General features: G+C 69.8%; 17 protein-coding genes and 3 pseudogenes. 8 read left to right on the top strand and 12 right to left on the bottom strand.

Translation table 11 applies throughout. The features are described 5' to 3' along the window. Nucleotides 1-632 precede the first annotated feature (632 nt). A pseudogene (locus tag AOK11_RS01165) lies at nucleotides 633-962 on the top strand (spore photoproduct lyase family protein); the annotation flags it as partial. Nucleotides 963-1,346: 384 nt separating this feature from the next. Here AOK11_RS01165 and AOK11_RS01170 read toward each other — a convergent pair. Then, nucleotides 1,347-1,889, bottom strand: a complete 543-nt coding sequence (locus tag AOK11_RS01170) for a 2'-5' RNA ligase family protein (RefSeq protein WP_055591727.1) — start codon at nucleotides 1,887-1,889, stop codon at nucleotides 1,347-1,349. Nucleotides 1,890-2,029: 140 nt separating this feature from the next. On the opposite strand from AOK11_RS01170, the gene AOK11_RS01175 reads away from it, so the two are divergent. Together AOK11_RS01175 and AOK11_RS01180 are read left to right on the top strand one after the other, a co-directional pair. Next, entirely contained in the window at nucleotides 2,030-2,284 is a 255-nt protein-coding gene (locus tag AOK11_RS01175) for an HU family DNA-binding protein (RefSeq protein WP_055591728.1), read from the top strand. Nucleotides 2,285-2,308: 24 nt separating this feature from the next. After that, complete coding sequence (locus AOK11_RS01180) at nucleotides 2,309-2,686, top strand: SRPBCC family protein (RefSeq protein WP_079034556.1); 378 nt, start codon at nucleotides 2,309-2,311, stop codon at nucleotides 2,684-2,686. Nucleotides 2,687-3,259: 573 nt separating this feature from the next. Here AOK11_RS01180 and AOK11_RS01185 read toward each other — a convergent pair. From AOK11_RS01185 to AOK11_RS01205, 5 genes are all read right to left on the bottom strand, one after another. Beyond that, entirely contained in the window at nucleotides 3,260-4,165 is a 906-nt protein-coding gene (locus AOK11_RS01185) for a class I SAM-dependent methyltransferase (RefSeq protein ID WP_055591730.1), read from the bottom strand. Between the two features lie 133 nt (nucleotides 4,166-4,298). Further along, nucleotides 4,299-5,399 (bottom strand): NAD(P)-dependent alcohol dehydrogenase, encoded by a 1,101-nt coding sequence (locus AOK11_RS01190; protein ID WP_055591731.1) that lies wholly within the window; start codon nucleotides 5,397-5,399, stop codon nucleotides 4,299-4,301. Further along, nucleotides 5,396-6,805, bottom strand: a complete 1,410-nt coding sequence (locus AOK11_RS01195) for an aldehyde dehydrogenase family protein (protein WP_055591732.1) — start codon at nucleotides 6,803-6,805, stop codon at nucleotides 5,396-5,398. Before AOK11_RS01195 ends, AOK11_RS01190 begins: the two co-directional genes overlap by 4 nt. A gap of 8 nt (nucleotides 6,806-6,813) precedes the next feature. Further along, a complete protein-coding gene (locus AOK11_RS01200; protein WP_095534222.1) occupies nucleotides 6,814-7,566 on the bottom strand; it encodes a (5-formylfuran-3-yl)methyl phosphate synthase in 753 nt (250 codons plus the stop codon). Between the two features lie 1,104 nt (nucleotides 7,567-8,670). Next, nucleotides 8,671-9,105 carry a hypothetical protein gene (locus AOK11_RS01205; RefSeq protein ID WP_055591734.1) on the bottom strand — a complete coding sequence of 145 codons (435 nt, stop codon included), beginning with the start codon at nucleotides 9,103-9,105 and terminating at the stop codon, nucleotides 8,671-8,673. 83 nt (nucleotides 9,106-9,188) lie between these two features. On the opposite strand from AOK11_RS01205, the gene AOK11_RS01210 reads away from it, so the two are divergent. Further along, nucleotides 9,189-9,866, top strand: coding sequence for a helix-turn-helix transcriptional regulator (locus tag AOK11_RS01210; protein ID WP_055591735.1), 678 nt, complete (start codon nucleotides 9,189-9,191; stop codon nucleotides 9,864-9,866). A 108-nt stretch (nucleotides 9,867-9,974) separates the two neighbouring features. Here the strand turns inward: AOK11_RS01210 and AOK11_RS38850 are convergent. Continuing rightward, nucleotides 9,975-10,326 (bottom strand): annotated as a pseudogene (locus tag AOK11_RS38850) (transposase); the annotation flags it as partial. Beyond that, nucleotides 10,274-10,534 carry a UBP-type zinc finger domain-containing protein gene (locus AOK11_RS38855; RefSeq protein ID WP_079034555.1) on the bottom strand — a complete coding sequence of 87 codons (261 nt, stop codon included), beginning with the start codon at nucleotides 10,532-10,534 and terminating at the stop codon, nucleotides 10,274-10,276. The pseudogene AOK11_RS38850 and the gene AOK11_RS38855, both read right to left, overlap by 53 nt. A 60-nt stretch (nucleotides 10,535-10,594) precedes the next feature. On the opposite strand from AOK11_RS38855, the gene AOK11_RS01215 reads away from it, so the two are divergent. Then, nucleotides 10,595-12,187: a Na+/H+ antiporter gene (locus AOK11_RS01215; RefSeq protein ID WP_055591736.1), complete on the top strand. Its 1,593-nt coding sequence runs from the start codon at nucleotides 10,595-10,597 to the stop codon at nucleotides 12,185-12,187. A gap of 563 nt (nucleotides 12,188-12,750) precedes the next feature. Then, on the top strand, nucleotides 12,751-13,476 hold the full coding sequence (locus tag AOK11_RS01225; RefSeq protein ID WP_055591738.1) for a hypothetical protein: 726 nt from the start codon (nucleotides 12,751-12,753) through the stop codon (nucleotides 13,474-13,476). A gap of 48 nt (nucleotides 13,477-13,524) precedes the next feature. On the opposite strand, the pseudogene AOK11_RS38865 reads toward AOK11_RS01225, so the two are convergent. Beyond that, a pseudogene (locus AOK11_RS38865) lies at nucleotides 13,525-13,638 on the bottom strand (IS21-like element helper ATPase IstB); the annotation flags it as partial. Between the two features lie 568 nt (nucleotides 13,639-14,206). Here AOK11_RS38865 and AOK11_RS01230 point away from each other — a divergent pair. After that, nucleotides 14,207-14,830, top strand: a complete 624-nt coding sequence (locus AOK11_RS01230; RefSeq protein ID WP_055591742.1) for a DoxX family membrane protein — start codon at nucleotides 14,207-14,209, stop codon at nucleotides 14,828-14,830. A 176-nt stretch (nucleotides 14,831-15,006) separates the two neighbouring features. Here AOK11_RS01230 and AOK11_RS01235 read toward each other — a convergent pair whose 3' ends face one another. Next, nucleotides 15,007-15,723, bottom strand: coding sequence for a leucine-rich repeat domain-containing protein (locus tag AOK11_RS01235; protein WP_055591739.1), 717 nt, complete (start codon nucleotides 15,721-15,723; stop codon nucleotides 15,007-15,009). Between the two features lie 162 nt (nucleotides 15,724-15,885). Between AOK11_RS01235 and AOK11_RS43285 the strand changes: the two genes are divergently transcribed. Further along, entirely contained in the window at nucleotides 15,886-16,059 is a 174-nt protein-coding gene (locus tag AOK11_RS43285; protein WP_167353755.1) for a hypothetical protein, read from the top strand. A gap of 376 nt (nucleotides 16,060-16,435) precedes the next feature. Here the strand turns inward: AOK11_RS43285 and AOK11_RS01240 are convergent, their stop codons facing one another. Next, the gene (locus AOK11_RS01240) at nucleotides 16,436-18,865 is read right to left on the bottom strand and encodes an AAA family ATPase (protein ID WP_055591740.1); all 2,430 of its coding nucleotides are present in this window, start codon (nucleotides 18,863-18,865) and stop codon (nucleotides 16,436-16,438) included. Nucleotides 18,866-18,883: 18 nt separating this feature from the next. Then, a complete protein-coding gene (locus AOK11_RS01245) occupies nucleotides 18,884-20,056 on the bottom strand; it encodes an exonuclease SbcCD subunit D (RefSeq protein WP_055591741.1) in 1,173 nt (390 codons plus the stop codon). Nucleotides 20,057-20,198: the final 142 nt, after the last annotated feature.

Raw genomic sequence — 20,198 nt, forward strand, 5'->3', positions numbered from 1 at the left:
ATCTCCGGCGCAGGACACTAGAGCTCGGTCTGACGCTCGGCAGCGGTGCAGGCGGAGTCCTCGGTATCACTTTCACGGTGGCTCAGCGCTCACGGCGGCAGTCCCCATGAGCTCCATGAAAGGTGGCTTCCGCAGCCACTGAAGGGCCGTGTACGGCCAACAGCGTGCCGACGATGACCATCGCTGCCAGAACTCACAGACATCAACCTCGGGCGGCCTTGCGTGCGAGCCGGTGGGCGTGCCCGATCAGGAGCAAGGCTCCGGGAGCGGTGGGCGCGGGTATGGCGGGCGAGGCGTTCACGGATCTCGGTGCCCCTCGTGTGGGGGGCGTACGACTCCATGCATGCCCAAGATCACCCGCCGGGATGCCGAAGAAAGGATCATGAACGGCGTGCCGTGTGGTGCGAAGTACCTGCTTTGCATGGGAGCCGGTGGGCCATCCCACGTGGGCGCGGTCAAGGCGTCGTTCATCGCGGTGGATCCTGCGTCGGCCGGTTTCGTGAGACGTGTGCGGCTTCTTTGCCGAGGTGGATTTCTGAACGAAGGACGGAAGTGCGGGTAACTCTGTCCAGTTCGAAAACGCCGGACCGGAAGGGCGGCATCACCCGAACGAGTGGCAGACTGTTGTCAACTCCCCGGTGGTGCTGCGTCCCGGCTGGCAGCGGGACTGGACCGACCTGCTCGTCCGCATGGACGATGTCCTTCCCGGCCGGGTGAAGGAGCAGGCGAGCGCCGAGATCATCATGCTGACCCACAACCAGCAGCTCCACGAGGTCAACCTGGGCTGGCACCCGCGGGCCGAGGACCTCCTGTGGCAGCCTGCCGCCCAGGAGACCAAACGCTCTGAGAACGGTGCCCTCAACGTCCGCTACGCCCGCGAGGTCAAGCGTGGTGCCCTCACCCGCCTGCGGGAGCTGATCGCGGCCCACGCCCCGTGGCTGCGGATCAGATACGCGTTCTGACCGCCCCGGTCGGCGTCCGGCGACGACACGACGGAGCACCGCGGTGATCACGCCCGGGACGCCGCCTCGCCGGTCACTCCCGGAGCGTCGGCACAGCGGCTTCGGACTCGTTCCGCGCGGGCCCGGCCCTCCGGGCCGGTCCGGCCTGGGCCCGCCCGGTCCTCGCGCGCCCGGCTCCGTCACGGTCCGGCTTCGCTGCGGCGCCCGGTCCCCGTCCGACCGTGCCCGGAAGGACGGCCCGGCTGCCGCCGTCGGTGGCTGGACCGCCCGTGTGGCCTGCCGGCTCGTGCGGGCAATCGGTGAGCGTCTGCGCGGTGGTGTTCGCGGACGTGGCCTGGCCGGTCCCCGTATGCGGCCGGGTCGGGGCTGCCGGGGCGGGGTGTGTCAGGGGCCCAGGCGTTCGGTGGTGCGGAGGCCCGAGTCGTAGTGCCGGGCGGATGTCCACCACCCTGTCAGGGTGCCGGGCAGTGCGTCGGACGTGCGGGGGAACAGCCCGTCGGGCAGCTCGGCCCGAACGGTGCCGCGGCTGCGGCTGAGGGTGACGTGCGGGACCCAGCGCGCAGGGTCGAGGAGAGGGTTCAGGCTTCCGCTCCCCGGTGCGTCGCGCAGCGTCCGCCACACCGTTTCGTGCAGGCGCAACAGCGCTTCGTCGGGTCGGACCGCCCAGGCCAGCACCTTCGTCCGGCCGGAGAACCGCAGGGGTCCGTCGAGCCGCAGCGGGAGGGGAAGGGTCTTCGCGAAGGAGTGTTCCAGGTGGGCATGTGTCCGGGGTGGAAGGTGGTCGGTTGCGACGAGGGTCAGGTGGGGGCGGTTGGTCGGGTGGTGGTGGGTGGCGAGGCTGGGCAGGCCCGCGTCCGCGAGGCGGCGCCATACGTCTCGGACGGCCCGCTCGGTCGCGGGGTCGGGCAGCAGTTCCACACTGTGCACACGGGCAGCGTACGGTTGAGCGCCGCTGCGTGCGGGGCTGCTGTGGCGGTGTCACGATGGTGGTGTCGGACAGCGGTGGCCGGCCGGTCGGTCGGGTTGCGGCTTCACGGGACTTCATCGTCGAGGAGCGGGTGCGTCGTATGGACAGGTCCGGGCTGGTCGAGGCGGTCGCACACAAGGCGGCGGATGGTGGTGATCTGTCCTTGGAGCAGGTTGGCCGGGTCGTCGACGCGCTGTTCGGCACCGTCGACCGGGCGGGTGCGCTCGCCGAGGCGCTCAGGGCGGGGAAGACGGTCACCCTCACCGGTTTCGGCAGCTTCCATCAGGAGGACGGCGAGCCGAGCCTGCGGCCGGGCAAGGCCCTCAACGAGTTCGTCCACGGCGAGGTCGGCTGACCGGGTACCGGGCCGATGGCCGTCATGACCTTGCGGGCCTCGGGACCGGCCCCCGCCGAGGACGTCTGGTCGCGTTACGTCTCACCTGCCTGCTGGCCGACGTGGTCGCCGCAGATCAGGGCGGTGCGCGTGGCCGGTGAGCGGATCGCACCAGGTATGCGGGGCGAGGTGGTCTCGCTGTTCGGTGCCACCGCGAGGTTCGTCGTGGAGTGCGTCGACGAGGAACGACGGCAGTGGACCTGGCGGGTCCGGCTCGGACCCGTCCACATGCGACTGCGTCATGAGGTGTTCCCCCAGGCGGTCGGCTCGGTCACGACACTGCGGGCCGAGGGACCGGCCCTCGCCCTCGCGGCCTACGCCGGCCTCGCCCGGTGGGCCCTGGGGCGCCTGGTCCGCAGGTGAAGGCGCGGACGGGGAGCCGTCGCCGGCCGCCGGGAAGAATTCGACGACGTCCCATCGACCACGCTCTTCTCGCACCTATCGCCTGCTGCCGTGGAATCCCTGAAATATGCGATTCGTGCCGTTACTCGGGCCGGGCCTCAAGGGCGTAACCGCCCAATGGAGCGCCCGCCGGGCTTGCCGTCCCACCAGCCGGAGGCGGCAAGCCGTCGATGTGTGCCCCGTCCCGCCCATGAACGGCCGTCGGCGCCGCATCCTGGTACTGGAGTGACCGACAGCCGGCGCTCACGGGACGACTTCGTACTCCACGACCGTGTCCGGACAGGCGTCGGCGAGCTTCACCTCTTCTCCAACGCCCCCTCCCCCGCCAACCGGCCAGCACTTCAACCGGGTTGGCAACAGCTCAGTGTCTTGTCGGGGTGTTCGGGGGATCAGTCTGGACGCGCGCCGGACGACGGTACGACGGGCGGGACGACCGAACGGTGTGCTTCCAGCGCCTCGTGCGGAAGCTCGAAGGGAAACGATCAATCCCGAGGTGAGGCCGGCCCTTTCCCGACTCTCGTCCGCGGCGCGGCATCACACCGAGGGCTTGTTCGCGAACACCCACCGGTTGCCCTCCAGCGCGTCGTTCCGCTCGGGCAGTGGGCCGCGCCCGTGCCGGTGGGTGAAGTCGAAGGGGGTGTGGACCGATGTGGACCAGCCCTTGTCCGCCAGGTCCCCGGCGGAGTCGGGTCGCGGCTCCCCGTCGAAAAGGTTCAGCAGGTCGATGCCGATCTGTTCTTTTGTCGCGGTGTAGAGCGGGCTGTCGTGATACTCCAGCAAGTCTTTCTCGATCTTGACCTCAAAGGCCAGAGCACTCCCGCCCGTACTCAACCGGTCCACCGTGTCGATGAGTTGGATCTCGGTGGCGTGCGGCAGGTAGAACAGCAACCCCTCCGCCAGCCACGCTGTCGGTGCGGTCGCGTCGAAGCCGGCGTCGGTCAGTGCTGCCACCCAGTCGGCACGCAGATCGATCGGAATCGGTACGCGCGCCGCCTTCGGAGTGGCTGCCAAGCCGCTGAGCACATCGTGCTTGAACGCCAGCACGCCTTCTCTCTCGATCTCGAAGATCACGCAGCCCGCAGGCCAGTCGAGCCGGAACGCCCGGGAATCCAGTCCCGCGCCGAGCAGGACCACCTGGTGTGCGCCCGTCTGCACCGATCGGAGAAGGAAGTCGTCGAGGACTCTCGTGCGCAGACCGAAGTAACGTGCGAAGCGTCCCCACAGGGGGTTCGCGTCCCCGTCCGGAACCTGGTGCATTCGGACAGGCCAGCCTGCGGACGCGGATGCGGCGAGCACGAAGTGCTCCGCGTAGACGTCCTGCGCCAGGCTGTCGTCGCGGTGGGTCTCGATAGCCCGTGCCGCGGCGACCAGGAGAGCAGTCACACCGACTCCTCCGTCCACGCCTCCCGCGCCGGGGTTCCTTTGCGCCGTGCCGACCATGTGTCCTCCTTGGGGAACGCGAGATCACGAAAAGGGAGAGGGGGAGACGCTGCGGAACAGCCGGAGAAACGTCAGACGGCCGTCGGGCAGAGCCGGTCGGACAGGCGGTGGCGTGCGTCGAGGAGCTCACGCATCAGCTTCTGCTCTCCGGAATCAGGACGGGTTTGACCACGCGGCCCGCATCGCAGTCGCGTTCGGCCTCGTTGATATCGGTGAGCGGGTACGTGCGGATCAGTTGGTCGAAAGGGAACCGTCCGGCCTGCCACAGTGCCGTCAGCCTCGGAATCAGAAGTCCGGGAACCGCGTCCCCCTCGCAGATGTGGGAGATTCGCCGGCCTCGGTCCAGTGCCCCCGGTTCGAGTGGCAACGTGGTGTGGAGCCTTGCCACCAGCCCGAGGTGACCGGTTGGGCGCAGGGCCCGGAGGGCGTCGTTGATCAGTCGGGTGGAGCCCGTGGTGTCCAGTGCGTACTGCGCGCCGCCGTCGGTCAGTCGTCGGATGCGGCCGGGCAGGTCGGGCGATGCGGCGTGCAGCGGGAGCGCGTGGAACCGTTCGGCCAGGGCCAGCCGTTCGGGGTGTCGGTCGACGGCCACGGTCACCGCCCCGGCGGCCGTGGCCGCCATCACCGCGGCCAAGCCCACCGCTCCCGTACCGAGGACAGCGACGGTGTCGCCGGGACCGACGCCGAAGGAGTTCAGAACCGCCCCGGCACCGGTGAGGAAGCCGCAGCCGAGCGGTCCGAGCAGTTCGAGGGGCAGTGAGGGATCGACCCGGACGGCGTTGCGGGCCAGGACCATCGCGTACTCGGCGAACGAGGACTGGCCGAACCACCGGGGAGCCAGTTCGCTCCCCGCCGTGTCGATGAACCGAGCCGCGTTCTCCCCGCGCCCTCCGAACAGGTTGAGCGAGGCGAAGGAGTCACAGTAGGCGGGGGTCGCGCCCCTGCAGTTACGGCAATGTCCGCAGGAGTCGAAGCTCAGCACGACATGGTCGCCGACGCTCAGCCCCGTGTCCGGGCCGCCCGTCTCCACTACGACCCCGGCGCCCTCGTGGCCGAGCACCGCCGGCAGCGGCGAACGGCCCTCCGAACGCCGGACGGCGAGATCGGTCCGACACATCCCGCAGCCCGCGATGCGGACCAGGATCTCGCCATGGGCCGGTCCTTCGTCCAGGGTCACCTCCTCGACGGCGAAGGGGCTCTCGTACGAGCGGAGTACCGCCGCGCCGAACTTCACGGTCGTGCCTCCTCCTGGCGGTGCACCACGAACGGTCTGAGATTGCCGTAGAGCCCCCACGGTCCGCCCGCGACACCGACACCGCTCTCCTTGATGCCCGCGAAGGGCTGGGCGAGGGACAGTTCGGCGTGATGGTTGATCCACGCCGTCCCGCACTCCAGCCGGTCGGCCACCGTCTCGGCCCGGTCGAGATCGGTCCCCCATACCGAGCCTCCCAGCCCGAAAGCGGTGCTGTTGGCTGCCTCGACGACTTCGTCAAGGCTCCCGTACGGCAGCACCGGCAGGACCGGGCCGAACTGCTCCTCCGTCACCACCGGGCTGTCAGCCGGCACATCGGCCAGAATCGTCGGGGCGAAGAAGTAACCCGGCCGGTCCAGCCGGCCGCCACCGGCTGCAACTCGAGCACCGTCTGCCAGAGCCTGGTTCGTGTAGCGCTCGACGCGGGCCAGTTGCGGGGCGTTGTTGACCGGCCCCAACTGGGAGCCCGGGTCGAGCCCGGGGCCGACGACAGCGGTCTTCGCGCGCTGCGCGAGCGCCTCGACCACCTCGGAATAGAGCCGGACCGGGGCGTAGACGCGCTTGACCGCCATGCAGACCTGCCCGCAGTTGCGGAACGCCGCCCAGAACAGCCGGTCCGCGATCCTCTCCACATCCACGTCCTCCAGCAGAATCGCGGCGTCATTGCCACCCAGTTCCAGGGTGACCCGAGCGAGCGAGGCCGCCGCCCCCTCCGCGACGGCCCGCCCGGTGGGGATCGAACCGGTGAAGGTCACGTGGCGGATCCCCGGATGGGATGCGAGGCGGGCGCCGAGGGGTTCGCGGCCAGTGACGATCGTCAGTACGCCCTCAGGGAGGGCGCTGGAGACGACGGACCCCAACAGCCGTGTGGCGAGGGGCGTGTGCGGGGAGGGCTTGAGCACCATCGTGTTGCCTGCGGCGAGCGCCGGCGCGAACTTCGCCGCTGCCAGCTGAAGAGGAAAGTTCCACGGGACGATCGCTGCGACGGGTCCGAGCGGTCGCCAGCGGATCTCGCTGCGTACCGGGCGGCCGTCCGCGATCCGCTGAGGTCCGTGATCCATCTCGGCGAAGTAGCGCAGACGGGCGGCCGTACGGGCGACCTCGGCGTGCGATTCGGCCAGAGGCTTGCCCTGTTCACGAGTGAGCAGGGGCGCGAGGTCGGCCCCGGCCGCCTCCACGGCGTCGGCTGCCGCAAGCAACGCGGTCCTACGGGCGGCAGGGTCGTCCCGCCAGCCGCGCCAGGCGGTGCGGGCCCGATCGACGACGGCGTCCAACTCGTCCGGCTGCCGGTCGGGAGCCGCGTCGAAGCCCTCGCCCGTCGCCGGATCGATGACAACGAAGTGCCCTCCGCGGGTTCCGGGCGCACCGCAGGGAAGCCTTGCCGCCATGCCGACGGTCAGCTCGTGGCGACGACGGCTGCGTGTTCCCGGACATGCCGGTCCATCTCCGCCCGAAAAGCAGCCACCAATTGCGGCTGAATCCGGCCGGCACTGCGGTCACCCCCCTCGCAAACCGCCCCGCGCACCCCCACGATGTCCGTGCTCATGCGGGCCAGCTCGCCCAGGTCGCCGGCCTTGACGCTGCCTGCGAGGGCGGCGAGCAGACCGGCCTCATGGGCCAGCCGCACGAACTCCGCACAGACGTCTGGCGGAGTGTGGTCGAACAGCCGTGTCCCGTCCTTGATCGCGGTGTCGAGCATGGCCCCGTCGGAACCGGAACGGCGGGCGATGTCGGGCAGTGCGAGCGGGTTGACGCAACCGATCCGGTGGGCGTCGGCGTACCCCGAAGCGACGACGAACGCGTCCGGTCGATAGTCCTTCACCGCCCGGACGACTCCTCGCATGACATCGACGGCCTGTTCAGGCGTCGTGCATCCGTAGAGGCCGACCTTGATGTACGTGGCTCCGGAGACGGCCGCGCCGAGCGCCGCCTGGGCCACTGTGCCGGGCTTGTACGGTACGTCCCCTACCGTGGCGGATACCGGCTTGTCCGCCGGAACCGCGTCGCGGATCGCCTTGATGACCCACGGGAAGTTCGCACCGAGCGAGCCCTCATCGGGCTTCTTGACATCGACGATGTCGAGGTGCTCCGCCGCCTTCGCACAGTCGAGAGCCTCCTCGACGCTGTCCGGGGAGATGAGAAGCAACAACGTAGGCTCCTTCCACCACACCTCCGCCTGCCGAGGGGCAGGGGTGCGCGGTCGCCAGGATCACTTGAGGTCAGCTCATCATCACTGCAGTCCGTGACCTTCGGCAGAGCGCGCGGAGTCCTGACGGGGCGTCGCCATGCCATGTGCACCCCCTCAGTGCGCCGTCCACGCCAGCTCGAAGGTCGTCACGGCGTCAAGGACGGCCGTCGTCAAGCCGTCCTGATCCAGGTGTTGGAGACCCGGCCCCCCAGGGACATTGCGTGTTCGCGATGCGCGAGGTCCGTCGCGGTCGTCCGGTGGAGTAGCGCCTGGTTTGCGAGGCTGGGGAACGACTGCAGGCACGGTGCCGGTGGTCATATGAGTGTCTACGTCGCATGAGTACCGAGCAAACTGGACTTCGCCCCGCCATACGGGCATCCGCGAACCAGGCAGCCAGATTCAGGCTGCCTCCGGATTCAAGCTGTCTGACGCCCTCGAGCGTTGTTCGAACTCGATCGGGCTGACGCGCCCGAGGACGAAATGCCTGCGCCGGTGGCAGAAGTTCGAGCGGGCGATGCCGAGGAGGGTGCACAGCCGCTTCACGCCGAAGCGGCGCCGACTGGTCGGCGACGAACCGGAAGCGTTTCACCAGCGCGTCTCCCCCGGCGGAACACTTCGCCGCTTTGCGCGAGTTCTCGCGTTCCTCCTCCAGTTCGCGGGCCTTCTTGCGCAGGGCCGCGTTCTCCGCTTCCAGGAGCGTGGACGACTCAGCGGGTATCTCCGCTCGCGCCCCCGGGACCGGCTTGCCCCGGCTGTCCGTATCCAGTTCCGCAGCGGCTGCGGGTCGACTCCCGGATCAGCCGCACCCTTGAACTCCGGCGGTGAACTCCGGCGGGTGGTGCTCCATGACCACGAGATGCCCGTTCTCAGATCCTCAGGATCCAGTGTCTCGTGTGTCCGAGATCCGGGGTCAAGGCCCTCCACGGCTTCACCCTCTCATCGGGTCTGCTTCATCGCTCCCGCACGCGGCTGATCAGGATTCCAGGTGATCCGAGGAGGCGCGGCACGGCGGGTGGCGCCGTGAGGCTCCACCCGCTGGAGGCGCTCAGTGCGCTCGGCGTCTGTTCACGGCCGCGGCTCGGCGTGGTAGCGCTGGGCGAGCCGTGCCAGCGCGACGGCGCCGAGGAGCAGTCCGAAGTCGCGCAGGGCGATGTCGTAGTGGCCCGGGATGGTCAGCAGGTTGACGATGATGCCGGCCAGCCAGCCGGCCACGAGCCAGCCCCCGAAGCGCGGAGCCAGCGCCACGGCGAGACCGGCCACGATCTCGATCGCCCCCACCGCGTACATGGCCGCCTGGGCGCTGCCGGGAACCAGGTCGTCGATCCACGGCGCGAGGTAGGCGGGCCAGTCCACGAGCAGGTTGGCGAACTTGTCCAGCCCGAACAGGATCGGCGCCACCGTGAAGCCGACACGCAGGATCACGAACGCCTGGTAGCCGGGGTCGGTGAGCATCGCCTGCCGCGGAGCGGCGGAGGAGGTGCTTGTGGTTACGGAGGACATGGCCCTCTCCTTCTATCGACAAGGTTCATTGGTAATAGAAGCGCCGATCCGCTCTATAGTCAATGGCTGTGGGTTTTACACTGGTGTTCGTGGACACCCCGAAGGAAGTACGCGACCCGGATGTCTCCGCCATCGCCGCTCTTGACGAGCCGACCCGCAGGAGGCTGTACGACCACGTGGCGCGCCAGCCGAGCCCCGTTGGCCGTGACGAGGCGGCCGCCGCCCTCGGGCTGCCTCGGCGGACCGTCGCGTTCCACTTGGACCGGCTGGCCGACGAATCGCTGCTGGACGTCGTCTACGAGCGCCGCAGCGGACGCTCCGGACCGGGCGCGGGAAGGCCGGCCAAGCTCTACCGCCGCTCGGCGAAGCAGGTCGCCGTCAACCTGCCGGACCGCCGCTACGAGCTGGCCGGACGGCTCCTCGCCCAAGCCGTGGAGGAATCCGACGCGACGGGCGAACCGGTGCGCGATGTGCTGCACCGCAAGGCCGAAGAACTCGGCACGCAACTGGGCGAGCAGAACAAGACGAATGTCTTCGACCTGCTGGAGCGCTACGGCTTCGAGCCACGCCGCGAGGACGACGCCATCGTTCTGGCGAACTGCCCCTTCCACGCGCTGGCCCGGGAGCACACCCAGACGGTGTGCGGCATGAACCTCCACCTGCTTCGCGGTGTCCTCAAGGGCAGGGACGAGGCAGGACTCCAGGCACGCCTGGCGCCCCGCCCCGGGCAATGCTGCGTCCGACTGCAGCCGACCGCCTGATCGGCCCGGAGACCGCTGTCGGTGCTGATCACGGCCGGCCGACGGGACGATTCCGCAGTTCGAGGCGGTTCTGGAGGCGATCCGTGCGCCCCGGCCAGGACGCGGGCGACCCCGCTTCCCGGCACCGGCCGCATGCCGGTGGGCCCGGCAGACCGTGGAGTCCACCGAAGACCGTCCCCTCCGCGTCCGCCGCGGCCGGGACGGCGGCGGGGAGCCGTTCCCAGGCGCCGTCCACGGCCCACCTGATCAGGCGTTTGTGTGCCGTCTGGAATGAACCTGGTGCGGCAGGCAGGTCCCGCCAGGGCGAGCAGGTGCGGTGCTTCCACGCGACGACCTCAAGGGTGCGACGGTGGTCGGCCCACCGCCGCCCACGGACCGGATCGGCCGGCACCCCGGGTCCCGTCCGGTCACACGAGCACCTGATCGACGAAGCACCAGCGCCAGCTCTCTCCGGGCTCATGGGTCCGCATCACGGGGTGACCCGTTTCCCGGTGGTGCCCCGTCGCGTGCCGTCCCAGCGACGAGTCGCAGCAGCCGACGTGACCGCAACTGAGACACAGGCGCAACTGCACCGGATCCGTGCCGTCCCGCAGACACTCCGGACACGTCTCCGTGAGGGGGACGGGTTCCGGGAGTGGCAGCGCGTCGGCGTGCGTGCACTGTTTCATGATGGCCAGGTTACGACTGCTGCACGGATCACTGCGCGGAGATTCTGGGGTGGGCACGACATGGACGTGATGCCGCTGCTGTTGCTGGTGGCGGGCAGTGCCGCGATCTCCGCCGCTGCCAGACGCACTCCGGTGCCGGCCCCGCTGCTGGTGGTCGCCGCAGGTCTCGCGGTCAGCTACGTCCCCGGCGTGCCCGTCTACACGCTCGACCCGCACATCGTCCTTCCGCTCATCCTGCCCCCGCTGCTGCACACGGCTGCCACCGACAGCTCCTACCTCGGTCTACGGGCGCAGCTGCGGCCGGTCGCGCTGCTGTCGGTGGGGTACGTACTGTTCGCGACCTTCGTCGTCGGCTGGGTCCTGTACCTGCTCGTGCCGGGCCTGCCGCTCACCGCGGCTCTGGTGTTCGGTGCCGTGGTGGCCCCGCCGGACGCGGTCGCGGCGACGGCGGTGGCGCGCCGGGTCGGACTGCCGTCCCGGATCACCACGATCCTCCAGGGCGAGTCCCTGCTGAACGACGCCACCGCGATCACCGCGTTCCGGGTGGCCGTGGCGGCGGCCGTCGGCGAGGGGGCGACCTGGGCCGGGGGGATCAGCGAGTTCCTGCTCGCGGCGTTCGGCGGCCTCGCGTTCGGCCTGGTGCTGATGGTTCCGCTGCACTGGCTGCGCACCCATGTGAAGGAGGCGCTGCTGCAGAACACGCTCTCCCTGCTGATCCCGTTCGTCGCCTACGCGGCCGCCGAGCAGGTGCACGCCTCCGGGGTCATCGCGGTCGTGGTCGTCGCGCTCTATCTGGGGCACCGCGCGTGGGAGGTCGATTTCGCCACCCGGCTCCAGGAGGAGGCGGTGTGGAGGATGGTCGCGTTCGTCCTGGAGGCCGCGGTGTTCGCGCTCATCGGACTGCAACTGCCGATCGTCCTCAGAGGGCTCGGAGAGTACGCGGGCGCAGAGGCCGCCTGGTACGCGCTGGCCGTCTTCGCGGTGGTCGTCGTCGCGCGGTTCGTGTGGGTGTACCCGGCGGCCTTTCTGCCACCGCTGCTGTCGGCGCGGATCCGGGAACGCGAGGGGAGACCCGGCTGGAAGGCACTGTTCGTCATCGCCTGGGCCGGCATGCGCGGCGTGGTCTCGCTGGCCATCGCCTTCTCGATCCCGCTCACCGCCGACGGCGCCGACTTCCCGCAGCGCAACCTGCTGCTCTTCCTGACCTTCACCACGGTCATCGGCACGCTGGTGGTGCAGGGTCTGACGCTGCCCCCGCTGATCCATCTGCTGAAGATCCCCGGGCGCGACATCCAGGCCGAGACCCTCGCGGAGGCCAACGCCCAGGCGCAGGCCTCACGGGTCGCCGAGCAGCGGTTGGACGAGCTCCTGTCCGACGAGCGCAACGCTCTTCCGGCCCCGCTCGCCGACCGTCTGCGCACCGTCCTGGAGCGCCGCCGCAACGCCGTCTGGGAACGTCTGGGCCAGACCAACCCGGTCACCGGGGAATCCGTGGACGACACCTACCGGAGGCTGTCGCGGGAGGTGATCAGCGCGGAGCGTGACGTGTTCGTCAGACTCCGCGACGCCCGCTACCTCGACGACGAGATGCTGCGTACCTTGCTGCGGCGGCTGGACCTGGAGGAGGCGGCGGTGTATCGGGAGACCGCATAGGACGGCTCCCGGTGCTCACGGGAAGGGCCGCCCGGTGACGACGGCGGCGACCGTGCTTCCGCTCAGCGAGTTGCTGGCGGAGCGCGTGTTCTTCGAGGGCGGAGTGATTCGCCCGGCGGCGAAAACCCGGGAGGCCGAAGTGACGTGCCCCGCGGGTGTGATGGCGTCCGACGGCGGGCTCCGGCTCAACTTCCGTGGTGCTGCATTGCAGCCGGTCGGGCGGGGCCCCGGTGTCCCATCGTGACGACTTTACTCATCGGTGGCAGCGGCTACCTGGTCACTGAGCAGGTAAGGCGTCCTGTTCACAGACGACATCCGGGGCCCGGTGCACGTCACCGACCTTGCCGCAGCCATCCTGGAACTGACGTCACACGACACCCATGGCATCCACCATCTCGCAGGAGCAGACGTCCTCAGCCGCAGTGGTGCCAAAACCCGTTCTCGTGGACATCGGCATCCCGCCGCGGCCGGTACCGCTACCTCCCAGAGCCGTGAGGAACCGACTTCACTGGCCGTGAAGAAAGCCGGAGAGGGCTGATGAGCGGGACGGATATCGTCCTGGCATGACACAAGAGTTCGATCTTGTTGCGTCTCTTGCCCGAGGCGTCGAAGGCCGCAGTGGTGCATGGAGCTTCATTCAGAGCTTCGCCGCCCGTTGGATCAGCGCCCTGGAGAGCGGTGACGGATGGGCGGAAGCCGATCTCGACACTGCCGAGGAGAGGCTGGGTCTCCGACTGCCGCCGGCTTTGCGCGAGGCGTATCTGCTGTTCGGGCGCCGGTCCGATCTCACCAGCAACCACGATGTGCTGCTCGGCCCGGCCGAGCTTTATGTGGACGATGCCAAGAAGGCCCTGGTCTTCCGCCACGAGAACCAGGGAGCGGCATCCTGGGGCATCCTCCTCGACAGCCTCCGGGAGGACGACCCTGCGGTGTTCATCCGGTCCGACCTCGCCGACAAGAGCGCCGAGCGGTGGGAGGACTGGCTGGAGCGTCTTTCCCTCTGCTTCGTCGAGATCGTTCTGTCCGAGTCCCTGCAGGCCGACGAGGAGCACTGCGACTTCCTCGACCCGGATGACGACAGCATCGAGTCGCTGGAGGCGAACTCTGTCCGGCTGCCGTTCCCGGCGTACCCCCTCGGCGAGGAGCACGGAACCCGGTGGTTCCTGGGCCAGGACGTCCTTCTGCGCGACGACGACGGCATGGCCCTTCTGGCCCGCGGCCGGACGGCAGAAGACCTCGACCGCATGCGCGACCTGATCCCGGGCGACTGGCTCAACGCCCATCGCTGACACGCCCAGGACTCCTGTCGCCCCAGCCGCCACATCGAAGTCGGCCCAGGACTGCTGTTCCGCGCGTGCGCGGGTGGTGACGAGGCGGTAGGAGTCGGTGCCGGTCTCCGGGATGCTGCCGCAGAAAGTGAGGTGGTCGACGATGGCCGCGCAGAGGCGGGGCGGGGGCGGCCGCCGGACCGACGTCGGCCATGGCGGTGAGCCGGGCCCGTATCGCTCGGGCTGCGGTGCGGCACGCTCGAGAAAGGAGCCGATAAGACCAACGCCGGTTGCATGGGCGGCGATTCGGTTCAGTTTCGCCCGTGCCCGTGCCCGTTCGCGGACCTGGGGCGCGCACTTCAGATTCCCGTCGTCGGTGGCAGTGACGTACTCCTGCTCCAGATCCGTCAGGCGGGCGGCGCTCTGCTCGTTGCGGCGGGCGGTCCAGCGGACCAGCTCGTACGGGACGTCGACGACGTCCATCACCGGGCGGTGCCCGGCAGTGACGGTGCGGAGCCCGGAAGCCGGCCGGCGCCTCACACTCCTCAGTCATGACGACTTCGTTGCAGAGCGCGGGAGCGGCTACCGCGTTGCGGACGGCTTGCGTCTGCCAACAGGGCTTCGCCAGAGGGGCGTTCGGCCCGCTGTCCGGGTCCTGCGGCCCCTATGACGGAGGCCGGTGATGCGAGACATTGAAGGGGCGAGGAGAGTCGTCCACGTCCTGCGTCACCCTCTGAAAGGGATGAGCATCATGGCAGTTCACGACCACCCCCACCGGCGCCGGGGATTCCGCCTCCCGCCCCTGCACCGTGCCGGGACGGCTCCCGCGCCTGCCGAGTCGACGACCGCGGCGGCGACCGGGACCCGCGCGTACGTGTTCGCCGGCCTCCGTCTGCTGACGGGGTTCGTCTTCCTGTGGGCGTTCCTGGACAAGGCGTTCGGCTTTGGCTACGCGACCCCCTCCGGCAAGGGGTGGATCGAGGGCGGATCGCCGACCCGGGGCTTCCTCGGCGGTGTCGCCGTCGGGCCGATGGAGTCCACCTTCCACGACTGGGCCGGGGCGGCGTGGGCCGACTGGCTGTTCATGCTCGGCCTGCTCGGCATCGGAATCGCCCTGATCGCGGGAATCGGCCTGTGGCTCGCCGCGATCGGCGGCAGCGCCATGATGGCCCTGATGTGGGTCGCGGAATGGCCGCCGGCCCAGCACCTGTCGGACGGATCGCCGAGCATGTCGACGAACCCGTTCGTCGACTACCACCTGATCTACGCCGTCGTCCTGGTCGCCCTCGCCGCCGCGGGCGCCGGCGCCACCTGGGGCCTGGGCAGGGCCTGGGCGCGGCTCCCCTTCGTCGGCCGCAACCGCTGGCTGCTCTGACAGCCGGAACACGGACGAGCGGGCACCTCGCCCATGGGCGAGGTGCCCGCTCGTCCGTGTCCCCGCCGACTGGCTCTGCACGTGTCGAGGAGCAGCGTTCCCACAGCAGTTCGACTTCTGGCTCGACTTCTGTGGTGCGGTAACGCCCAGTCGCGTGCCACCCCAGGTGCCGCTGCCTACGTCAAGACGACGCAACCACGTTGTTCGAGGAGATCGAGCAGGCGCGGCTGGGGCTCGATGTTGTTCCAGCGGAGGTCGAGTTTCTCGAGTGAGGGCAGCTCGGTCAGCCAGTCCGGCAGTTTGCGGAGATGGTTGCTCCGTAGGTCGAGGTGGCGGAGCAGCGGGAGCCCCGCCAGAGGCTCCGGAAGTTCCTTCAGCGCGTTCTCTCGTAGGTCGAGGTGACGTAGTTCGGTCAGGGCAGCGGCGGATTCCGGTAGGTACGTGAGTGCGTTACCCCGCAGCCACAGCTCGCGGAGCATGGGTAGTCGACCGATCGTGTCGGGCAGTGCGGCCAGGTCATTGTGCTGGGCACGAAGCTCCACCAGTCCGGTCAATGCGCCGATGCTCTCCGGGAGACTGGTGAACCGGTTCTCGCCGACGTTGAGGTAGCGGAGTTCGGTAAGCCGCCCGAGTGAGCGGGGAAGCTCTTTGAGCTGGTTGTCGTGCAGATAGAGATACTCGGTGAGTGGCAGTTCGGTCAGCTCATCCGGTATCGAGGCGAGCTTGTTGTGCCCCAGGTCCAGAGTGTGCAACCGGCGTAACTGCCCGATCCGGGAGGAGAGGTGCGTCAGTTCGTTGTCCGCGAGGATCAGCACCTGCAGTTCGGTCCGCTGCCACAACGACTCCGGCAGCTCTCCCAGTCTGCACTTCCACAGATTCAGCGTCGCTGTCACGCTGCCGTCCCTCCCGGCCCGAGCGGGCCCCGCTGTCTTGGCTCACGGCCACGATGCCACCGTCCTCGGGCGAGGAGAAATCGTTTCCGGAGGAGTGGGAAGCCGGTGTGTCCTGGGTCGGAGATACGGCTTCCGGTCCTGGTCACTACGTAGCCTCGCACCATGATCGAAGAGGCCGAGATCGCGCTGAGGAACTACGACTGGATGCTCCGCCACCGAGGGCTGGACCATGTGGGGCTGGACTGGGACTCCCACACTCTGGTGTGGGGTGATGGGGGCTCCGACCTCGAAGACCTGTGCAGGCCGGGCTTTACGCCCGCGACCGAGGTCAGCTGACGCGCGGGGCTACCGACCGATCGTTTCTCCTTGTGGTCGGAGATCAGCACCGGGCCTCTGTGTCTCCCAGGGAGTGCGTGCGACAGATGGGCCGGCCGCCGCCGCGGGCGCACAGGTGAGTCTCCGGGAAACCGCAGGCGAAGTACGTCTCCGCTTCGTCGCGGATCTCCTCGATGAGCTTGACGTCGGGACGGGTGCGGTGGAGGAGGCGGGGAGGACGGCTCGGAGACCGTCCCGGCCACCGGCGCGCAGGGCGGCACGAAGGCGACGCGGCCGCTCCGGAGCGGCCGGCCCGGTGGCTGGGTGAGGCCGAGCAGTTGGTCGAGCGGTGGTTCACGCCGGGAGGGCCCCGCCCGGCCGGAGCCCACGAGGCCGGTCACGGTGTTTCCCGCTGTACCGAGGAGGTCCCCCGGCCGCGGTGAACGGCGAAGCGGGTCGGCACCCGTTCGGCCAGGGCGCTGATGTGCGTGACGATGCCGACCATGTGGCCCTTGCGGATCGCGAGCTCTTCCAGCGTGGCGGCGACCGTCTCCAGCGTCGTCTCGTCCAGCGTGCCGAATCCCTCGTCGAGGAAGACGGACTCCAGCCGGGCGGCGCCGGCTGCGGCCATGGCCGGCAGCTGCTCCGAAAGCGCCAGGGCGAGGGCGAGGCTGGCCTGGAACGTCTCACCGCCGGACAGCGTCTTGGCCGGCCGACGACCGTCCGCGTCGGTGTGGTCGATGACGAGGAAGTTCCCGTCGTCGTGGACCAGCTCGAACTGCCCGTCGGACAGTCCGGCAAGCCTCTCGGAAGCATGCGCGACGAGTGTGTCGAGAGCCGTCGTGACAAGCCAGCGAGGAAACCCGTCTGCGCGCATCAGGTGACCGAGCGCCTTTGCCACCTGATGCGCCTGCTCGGCGTCTTGCCGCCGCGCGTCGAGCTTCGCGGCCTGTTCCCGTCGCTCGACGAGGCGCCGTGCCTCCTGGCGAGCTCCCCTCAGCGCTGCCGTGACCGCCGGCTCGGCCGTCTCGGTGAACGGCCGTTCCGTATCGAACTCCACACCGGGGGCGGCGAGCACGTCGGCGAGCCGGTCCTCGGCAGTGGTGAGCCGGCCACGAACCCTCGCCAGCCTCTCGTGCGCGCCGGACAGCTCCGTGGTGCGGGCGGCGGCCGCGTCGGCCGCCCAGGAGACGAGGGTCGCCCACGCCGCGGTCGGGTCATCACGGTCCAGCGCCGGAGCCCCGAGCGTGACGAGTGGGTCGCGAACCTGCTCGAGCACCGACCGGACCGCCTGTACTTCCTGGTGAACACCCGCCGCGGTCTTCTCGGCGCTCGCCCTGGCGGTCCGCGCACACCGAAGCCGTGCGTCCGCCTCATCGGCGGTCCTTTCCAGCCGCTCCCGGCAGGCGAGCGCAGCGGTCACCTGCTCCAAGGCGGGAGCACCGGCGAGGTCGGCACGCAGGGCGGCGACCCGGCCGATGAGCATGTTCAGTTCGCTGGTGGCCTGCTGCTCGGCCCGGGACGCCTTCGTCCACTCGCCACGCGACCGCTCCACCTCACTGTCGGCCCGGATCAGTGCTCGTTCGGCCGCATCGAGATCGGGCGCGGTCAGCGGGCCGGGCCTCGTCGTGACCCGCTGCTCGCACACCGGGCACGCCCCGCCGACCCGCAGGTGCGGCCGCAGCGCTGTGGCGAGATGCGACCGCGCCATGACCTCCCGCGCCTGCCGCGCCTGCCGGGCAAGCCCTTCGGCCTCCTCCCTGACGGCGATGGCATCGCGGAGCGCCGCGGCGCGCCACTGCTGCAGCGCCTGCGCTGCGAGCAGCCTCTCTTCCGTCTCGTCGAGCTCGGCGTGATCGCGGCGGGCTTGCTCGAGTGAGGCCTGGGGCGGTGCCGCCGCAAGCTGCTCGCGGACGGTCGTGTCGGCCGTCTCGGCCGCGGCGAGCTCCTCGTCGGCCGTTTCGCACGCGGCTCTGATCTCGCGTTCCCTCTCACCGAGTTCCTCGAACCCGGCCGGCACGGCAACCGCCCTCAGCTGGTCCCGCTCCTCGGTCAGCGCCACGCACGCCTGTTGCGCCTCGGCCACCGCCGCGCCGTGCTTCGCGAGTTCGGGCAGCATCGCACGAATCCGCTCGGCGACCTTCTCCAGCGCGGCCACCTGGTCCTGTGCCGCCCGTAGGGCGGGTTCGGTCGCATCGGTGAACTCCTCGAGCTGCCGGGCGAGGAATTCGGCGCGCTGCTTCTCGCTCTCGGCCTTCGCGTTCGCCGCCTGTGCGATCCGGGTATAGACCTGCAGCCCCATCAGTCTGACGAGGATCTCCTGCCGCTTGGCGGGCTGTTCGTGCAGAAACTCGGCAAAGTCGCCCTGTGGCAGTGCCACACAGGTGATGAAGTGCTCGAACGGTAGCCCGATCAGCTTTTCCACCGCGGGGGTGACCTCGGAGTCGGAGGCGAGTACCTCGGTGGCGTCGTCCGGTGCGCCGAGCGCGGCCGGGTCGGCGAGTCGTTCCAGCCGGGCATTCTTCACATGGACGCCACCGGCGGTGCGGCGCAGCTCTCTGACGGCGACGTAGCGGTGTCCGGCAAGGTCGAAGGCGAGCCGGACGATGCCCCGGTCGGTGGTCGGCGCGAGCGCGTTCGCGACCGTACGCCGGTCGCCCCAGCGCGGCACCGATCCATACAGCGCGAACGTGATCGCGTCGATGACGGTGGACTTGCCCGAGCCGGTGGGACCGACGAGCGCGAAGTAGTCCGCCTCGCGGAAGTCCATCAGGGTCGGCTCCCGAAACGAGGCGAAGCCGTTCATCTCCAGCAGCACCGGCCTCATCGAGGTTCCTTCCCGCCGTCAGGCGTGCGCGGTGGTGACCTGGTCGTGGAGCCTGGCGAACAGTGCTTCGACCCGTTCGTCGACCAGGTTCCGGGTGGCGCAGTATGCGTGGAACAGCTCAGCGGGGCTGCGCTCCACGCCGTCGGCCGGCGCGGACGACCCGGCGGTGTGCACGGGTGCGGCGAACTCCGGATCGATGCGCACCTCCAGCGCGTTCGGCAGCAGCCGCTGCACCTCCTGCCGCAGACCCGCACGCGCCGGTTCGCACAGCAATACCCTCAGGTAGTCGTCGCCGGGCGAGTCGGCGCACCGGGTCAGCTCCTCGACGGTGCCGCGTACGGTGCGCAGCCGCCGTCCGGACCCGATGGGTACCTCGGCGACGATACGGGCGGGCGCGCCGATCCCGGCCTCGACGACGAGGACCATCGAGGGGTCGTCCTGCTCGCCGAAGTCGAGGGTGATCGGGCTGCCGCAGTAGTGCACCGGACACGGCGCGGACAGCGACTGCCGGCGGTGCAGATGCCCGAGCGCGACGTAGTGCGCCTCGGGCGGGAAGGCGTCGGCCGGCACCCAGTACTCGAGGAACGACTGGGCGGACCGCTCGCCCCCGCCGAACTTTCCCCCGGCCACCATGAGGTGCGCCATCACCAGGTTGACCGCATCGTCGCGGAAACCGGCCGCGAGCGCGGCAAGCAGGTTCCGCACCAGCCGGCCATAGCCGGTTGCGGCCTCCCCGGGCGTCGTGCTGACCAACTGGGCAGCACGTACCGCGTAGCGCTGGGACAGGAACGGCAGCAGGGCGACAGTGACCGGCTCTCCCGTCGAGCGCGCGGTGAACTTCACCACCCCGCCGTCGGCCGCGACGCGCACACTGCCGGCCAGGGTGATCCCCGCGCTCGCCATGAGCGGCCGGTAGGCGTCGAAGGTGGCGGCGTGGTCGTGGTTGCCGGCGATCGCGATGACCTCGGCACCAGTGCGTCGCAGCGTGAGCAGTGCCTGCACCAGCAACTGCTGGGCGTCCGCCGACGGGGCGGACGACTCGTACAGGTCACCGGCGACGAGAACTGCGTCAACCCGGTGGTCCCGTGTCACCTGGACGATCTCGCGCAGGACGGCTCGCTGCTCATCGAGTCGGCTGCGCCCCTTGAGCACCTTGCCGATGTGCCAGTCCGATGTGTGCAAAAACTTCATGTACTCGCCTCGTCGTCCCGTGGAGGTTGTCGACGGCGGCACGCTGTCGGATCAAAGGCCGGTACGTCCTCGATCGGCCGTGGTCGCCGCCCGACCGGTCAGGAGGCCGATCGCTCGCCACCGGCCTCCTGACCGGTCGGGC

The sequence above is a fragment of the Streptomyces hirsutus genome (genome assembly GCF_001418415.1).
Taxonomy (GTDB): Bacteria; Actinomycetota; Actinomycetes; order Streptomycetales; family Streptomycetaceae; genus Streptomyces; species Streptomyces hirsutus.